Annotated in this window: 5 protein-coding genes; 1 reads left to right on the forward strand and 4 read right to left on the reverse strand. The window is 51.9% G+C overall.

Annotated elements, in window-relative coordinates:
- Positions 1-1,418: terminase large subunit (locus WMO66_RS13440; protein ID WP_349136917.1), on the reverse strand; the 1,418-nt coding region annotated here is incomplete at its 3' end.
- A gap of 139 nt (positions 1,419-1,557) precedes the next feature.
- Positions 1,558-1,782, reverse strand: coding sequence for a DUF7678 domain-containing protein (locus tag WMO66_RS13445; RefSeq protein ID WP_349136918.1), 225 nt, complete (start codon positions 1,780-1,782; stop codon positions 1,558-1,560).
- 327 nt (positions 1,783-2,109) lie between these two features.
- On the opposite strand from WMO66_RS13445, the gene WMO66_RS13450 reads away from it, so the two are divergent.
- A complete protein-coding gene (locus WMO66_RS13450) occupies positions 2,110-3,141 on the forward strand; it encodes a TFIIB-type zinc ribbon-containing protein (protein ID WP_349136919.1) in 1,032 nt (343 codons plus the stop codon).
- A 120-nt stretch (positions 3,142-3,261) separates the two neighbouring features.
- Here WMO66_RS13450 and WMO66_RS13455 read toward each other — a convergent pair whose 3' ends face one another.
- Positions 3,262-5,448: a DNA cytosine methyltransferase gene (locus WMO66_RS13455; RefSeq protein WP_349136921.1), complete on the reverse strand. Its 2,187-nt coding sequence runs from the start codon at positions 5,446-5,448 to the stop codon at positions 3,262-3,264.
- A partial coding sequence (locus tag WMO66_RS13460) for a DNA methyltransferase (protein ID WP_349136920.1) occupies positions 5,441-5,693 on the reverse strand: 253 nt, incomplete at its 5' end. The genes WMO66_RS13455 and WMO66_RS13460, both read right to left, overlap by 8 nt.

Consider the following 5,693-nt stretch of genomic DNA (forward strand, 5'->3'; position numbering starts at 1 on the left):
GGGTCGGTGCGGATGAAGATGTTGTCCATCATCCAGCGGAGGACGGGGTGTCCGCCGTGGGCAATTTTCTGCTCCAGCACCAGTTTCATCAGCTCCTTGGTGGGTGGGGACATATCTTTGAAGCCCTGTCCAAAGGGAACGACCGTAAAGCCCATGCCCTCAAGGTTCTGCACCATCTGCACAGCTCCCCAACGGTCAAAGGCGATTTCACGGATATTGAAACGCTCACCCAGGCTTTCGATGAACTTCTCGATGTAGCCGTAGTGAACGACATTGCCCTCGGTGGTCTGCAAAAAGCCCTGCCGTTCCCACACATCGTATGGCACATGGTCACGCCGGACTCGAAGGTCGAGGTTGTCCTCCGGTATCCAGAAGTACGGCAGGATGATGTACTTGTCGTCCTCGTCTTCCGGTGGAAACACCAGAACGAATGCTGTAATATCCGTAGTGGAGGACAGATCCAGACCACCGTAGCAGGTACGACCTTCCAAATCGTCCTCGCAGACAGCGAACTCACATTTGTCCCACTTGTCCATCGGCATCCAGCGCACTGCCTGTTTGACCCACTGATTAAGTCTCAGCTGCCGGAAGGAGTTCTCCTCGCCGGGGTTCTGCTTGGCAGACTCGCAGGCGTCTTTGACCTTGTCGATGCCAACCGTAATGCCGAGGGACGGATTTGCTTTCTTCCACACCTTAGGATCGGTCCAATCGTCCGATTCCTCAGTGCCATAGATGACGGGATAGAAGGTATGGTCGATTTTGCGACCCTCAATGATATCTTTTGCTTTCTGATGTATCTCATAGCAGATGGACTTCGTATCATTGCCGGCTGTGGTAATGAGGAAATACAGCGGCTGCATACGAGCGTCGCCGGAGCCTTTCGTCATAACATCAAAGAGCTTGCGGTTCGGCTGGGTGTGCAGCTCGTCAAACACCACGCCGTGGGTGTTGAAACCGTGCTTATTACCGACATCGGCGGAGAGCACATGGTAGATACTGCCCGTTGGCTGATAAATGAGCCGCTTCTGGGAATCCAGTATCTTGACCCGTTTGGAGAGTGCCGGACACATCCGCACCATATCAGCCGCCACATTGAAAACGATGGACGCCTGCTGACGGTCGGCGGCGCAACCGTACACCTCGGCGCGCTCCTCGCCGTCACCGCAGGTGAGCAGGAGTGCCACCGCAGCGGCAAGCTCGGACTTGCCCTGCTTTTTCGGAATTTCGATGTATGCCGTGTTGAATTGCCGGTAGCCGTTGGGCTTGAGGACACCGAAAATGTCCCGGATAATTTGCTCCTGCCAGTCGATGAGCTCGAAAGGCTTTCTCGCCCAGGTGCCTTTGGTGTGACACAGACTTTCGATGAACATGACAGCATAATCCGCTGCGTCCACATCGTAGTGGGAGGTTTTCTCCATGAACCTTGTGGGCTTATATGTTTTCAGTTTTCTCGTAGAGACCACCTCCTGGGCATAAAAAATACAGCCCTGCGGCTGTTTCAGAATATACGAGAGAAAGAGCCTTTCGGCTCAGTCCCTTTATGGAATTATTGGCTTATCAGTTCTCGCTGTGGAGCAGAAGTTCCAGCGCAAGCTGTGTGTTTTCATCGGCGGGTTCAATGTCCCAGCCCCTGTCGTAGTTGCAGACGATTTTGCCGTCCCGCTTGAGCATGAGCTTGGAAATACGTCCGCCGTCGATACCCCACTCGGAGCCTTTGTCGTACTGCTTCATCCAGTAGTGAAAAACCTCGCCGTTAACTCTGATGCTGCCTTCTTTCCACATGGTATCGCCCCCTTATCGCTTGTTGCGGATCTTTGACCGCTTGGCTTGCTGTGCGCGATAAAGCGCAGTACAGATTTGAGAGGCTGCTCCGTGTCTACAGGAATCCACACAAAGGATGAAATGGTTGTTCCCGTGATGCCTCCACAAATTGACAAAAAATCTAGCGTCTCCTTCCGACTTCAGTCACATCTGCCAAAATGCTCTAAACGACCTCTCTAAGTGGCGGTGGGAACAATTTTTTCGCTCGCAAATTATGCGGCGATAAGTTCTCTGCCTTTACATTCTACAAATAATATAGTAAAATATAAATAATAGGGGGTGTGGTTTATGCCATTAGTCAACGCTAAATGTACAAACTGTGGTGGCAATCTCAAAATTGATAGTAATAAGGATACCGCAATATGTGAGTTTTGTGGGACTGTGTTTGTAGTTGAAAAAGCCATCAATAATTTTTACAGTACTAACCATAATACTATCCGCGCAGATGTTGTAAATATCTATGAAACGAAAGAATCGCATAAACACGATGACCTATATCAAGCAGCGCGGCGAGCGAAGAATATCAACGATTTTGATGCCGCTAAAAAGTTTTACAAAAAAATACTTGAGAAGGACCCTGTGAGTTGGGAAGCATACTTCTTTGCAGAATACTGTGACTTGCCTCATCCCGCCTGGGCTCCATATTTTCAGCGTATTCGCCGCTTGGTTGACCAAATTCCCACTGCGTTAGGATTGATCTATGATAATGTCAGCGATAAACAAGATCAGCTTAATGCCGTAAGCATAATTATTGAATGTACCCTTGAATATATCGATTCCTATGTTGATACAATGAGAAGGTACTACAATTGTCGTGATGCCAAGAACTCTGCCGGACAAAAAGGCGATCCAGAACTCATTCGGCGTTTGCGTGATGGTTTCTCTAACGATTGCTCAGCAATTAGCTATGCTTTATCAAATATTTCTCAGAATGTACAAAATATATTTGGCGCTAATTCAGAGATTGCGAAAGGTGTACATATCACCGTGGATGCGTCCATGGCTCATCTCGACGAATGCAAGAATCTTTATCTTGAAAATGAATATCATTCCGGTGGCTGTTACATAGCAACGTGTGTCTACGGTTCATATAATTGCCCTCAAGTCTGGACACTCCGACGTTTTCGTGATAACACACTTTCGGCAACGTGGTACGGCAGATTGTTTATCCAAGTATACTACAAAGTAAGTCCTATTCTTGTTGAGTGGTTTGGTTATTCTAAATGGTTTAAGGACGTTGGGCAACTTTTGCTAAACAGAATAATTGCGAAGCTACAGAAGCAAGGTGTTGAATCGGGCCCCTATCAAGACGAAATCTAGCCGTCATAAGTAGAATTTATCTTTTGTGAAAGGAATATTTCATTTAGAAGCCAAACTTCGTCAAATATTAGCGCCACCTACGGCATGTATCCAATTATATCTGCACATTTCCGGTGTAGATTATATCGGCGCATTATCGCCGCCGGACTGTGCATACCACACAATTCCGCAGAGCACGAACCATACGCACGGAAGCGCCACGCCGTTGCCCCACATCTTATATTCCGCACTGTCGGAATACGGGTCTTTCAACCATTTTGCAACCTGCTTGTCGGACTTCATTTTGCAGCCGGTCACTTCGGAGTAGGTCTTGAACACCTTATGCCAGAAGTACATTTCCTCATCGGTCGGCTTTTCCGTGCCGAGGTCGGCACACCAGTTGTCCGGGAAGCCTTGAAGTCTGGCGCACTCGGTGGGCGTCAAACGGCGGACGGTGTATCCGCTTTGGATAGCGCCCGGCCCTTTTGCCACCAGTGTCGGCTGAAGCTCCTTTTCAAAGGTCGGAGCGAACTTGGCGTTCTGCCCCTGGTTGAAGGTGTCTCTGCCGATGCCGTAGCAAACGGCGGTGGGGTCTTTGTAGTCACGGGCAAGGACAGTCGGTGCTTTTTCCTTGGAAACCTGGGTGAAGCTGCCCGTTGTCATGCTGTACACGGCATGGCGGTCAACGGTATTTAAGGTGAAGCTGACATCTTCGTTGATGCCATCGCCCTGGGGACCGTTCCTGTCCTCGCGGCCGATCATGGAGCCCTGCAGCACATAGGTCTGCTGTTTCGTCCCGGCATTAGCACACACAACAGCGGAGCGGTCTCCGAGGTCACGAACCTCATCCCGCTGATTCTGCGTGAAAGCGACAACAGCAATTCCACCCTGATTGCAGGAGGGATTGCCGCCGTTTCCGTCAAGCGTCCGTGCGGTTTCCGCTTCGTAGATGCCACTGTGGGGATTGTCCGACTTCATGGCATTGGAGTCCTTGGAGCAGATGCCGAATGGCTGAAGGACGCAGGTGAAGTTGTCCTTGTCCGGCATCCGCTGATTTCCTCCGGCATTCTGCTTGGTGAGAGTCGGAGAAACCTGTCCGCCGTCCCAGCCGCAAGGCTCGAACAGCGTCTGGTCGTTGTTGCAGGACAGAGTTGCGGATTTGTTCTCTTGGATGAGAGGTCCCTTGCCGCCACCTTCACAGCCGGAGCGGATCTTCATCACAAGCGGCACATTGTTGCCACCTGTACCCATGTGGGAGGTCAGCGTTTGCACATTGCCGTCCTCGGAAAGTTTGACCCTGCTGTCGGTCGGATGGTTTTCCAGCGCCACCGCCGCAGGAACAACGCCTGCCCGAAGTGTGGGAGAACACTCTTCCTCATAGCCGATGGTGCGGCTCTTTGCGGAATGCTCGGTGCAAAATCCTGCCGACTCCATCACGCAGGGCGGATGCCCGTGATTTTCTGCTCGGAGCGTTGCCGCAACATCCTCGGAAACTTCCATGCGGTTGCCGCCCTGGTCATTCAAAACAATACCATTCCGACCGGTACTCATTCCGCAGTTCACGCCGAGGGTGGCGGAAGTGTCGTCCGTCAGACTGCCGTTGTATCCATCGAAGCCTGTCGCTCCAGCGCAAGGCGTAAAACTTCCGGCAGCTCTTTGCCACGAGCGGAAGCCCTCCGCAGAATACCCAGACAGGCCTTCTGACTCAAATAGTATTTTTCCGGCACCTCTGCCTGCAAGATCTGCGACAAGGTAGATGCGGCGTCTGCGTTGGGGAACTCCCCAGTATTGTGCGTCAAGAGTTCGGTACGCAACGCTCCATCCATCTCCCATGTATAGGTCGGCGTAGGGCCATCGTGCCTTTTCAGGCATAGGCACCTCGGCATTCGGCTCGGCGATGCCGATGACCGCTTCGAGGACGGCTTTGAAGTCCTCGCCCTGGTTCGAGGAGAAGGCACCGGGGACGTTCTCCCATACGATGTATCTTGGATATCTGCCACCTGTGGCACACCTCATTTCTTTGATAATGCGGACGGCTTCATAAAAGAGACTGGAACGGGAGCCGTCCAGACCGTCCCTTCGGCCAGCCACGCTCATGTCCTGACACGGGCTGCCGAAGGTGATGATATCCACCGGCTCCACCTTGCCGCCGTCCATAGCGGAGATGTTCCCGTAGTGCTTCATAAAAGGCAGACGCTTGGTGGTCACCCGAATGGGAAACGGCTCGATCTCCGAAGCCCACACGGGAGTGATACCGGCAAGCAGTCCGCCCAAAGGAAAGCCCCCGGAGCCGTCAAAGAGGCTTCCGAGGGTCAAAGGCTTATTCATCATGAGGTGCTACCTCACTAAACTTGTATTCCTTGCCGTCACGCAGAACGCTGACCTTCTCATCCGTGCCGACCTGCTCGATGTATCTGCGGACAATGACATCGCAGAACTTCTCGTCCAGTTCGATGGTACAGCAGATACGGTCGGTCTGCTCACAGGCAATGAGCGTGGAGCCGGAGCCGCCGAAGGGGTCGAGCACCACACTGTTTGCCATAGAACTGTTCTGTATCGGATAAGCCAAAAGC

The organism is Faecousia intestinalis (assembly GCF_040096185.1).
Classification (GTDB): Bacteria; Bacillota; Clostridia; order Oscillospirales; family Oscillospiraceae; genus JAZOXB01.

Coding starts and splice junctions, on each gene's coding strand:
- WMO66_RS13445 (WP_349136918.1), bottom strand. CDS start 1,782: ATGTGGAAAGAAGGCAGCATCAGAGTTAACGGCGAGGTTTTTCACTAC.
- WMO66_RS13455 (WP_349136921.1), bottom strand. CDS start 5,448: ATGAATAAGCCTTTGACCCTCGGAAGCCTCTTTGACGGCTCCGGGGGC.
- WMO66_RS13450 (WP_349136919.1), top strand. CDS start 2,110: ATGCCATTAGTCAACGCTAAATGTACAAACTGTGGTGGCAATCTCAAA.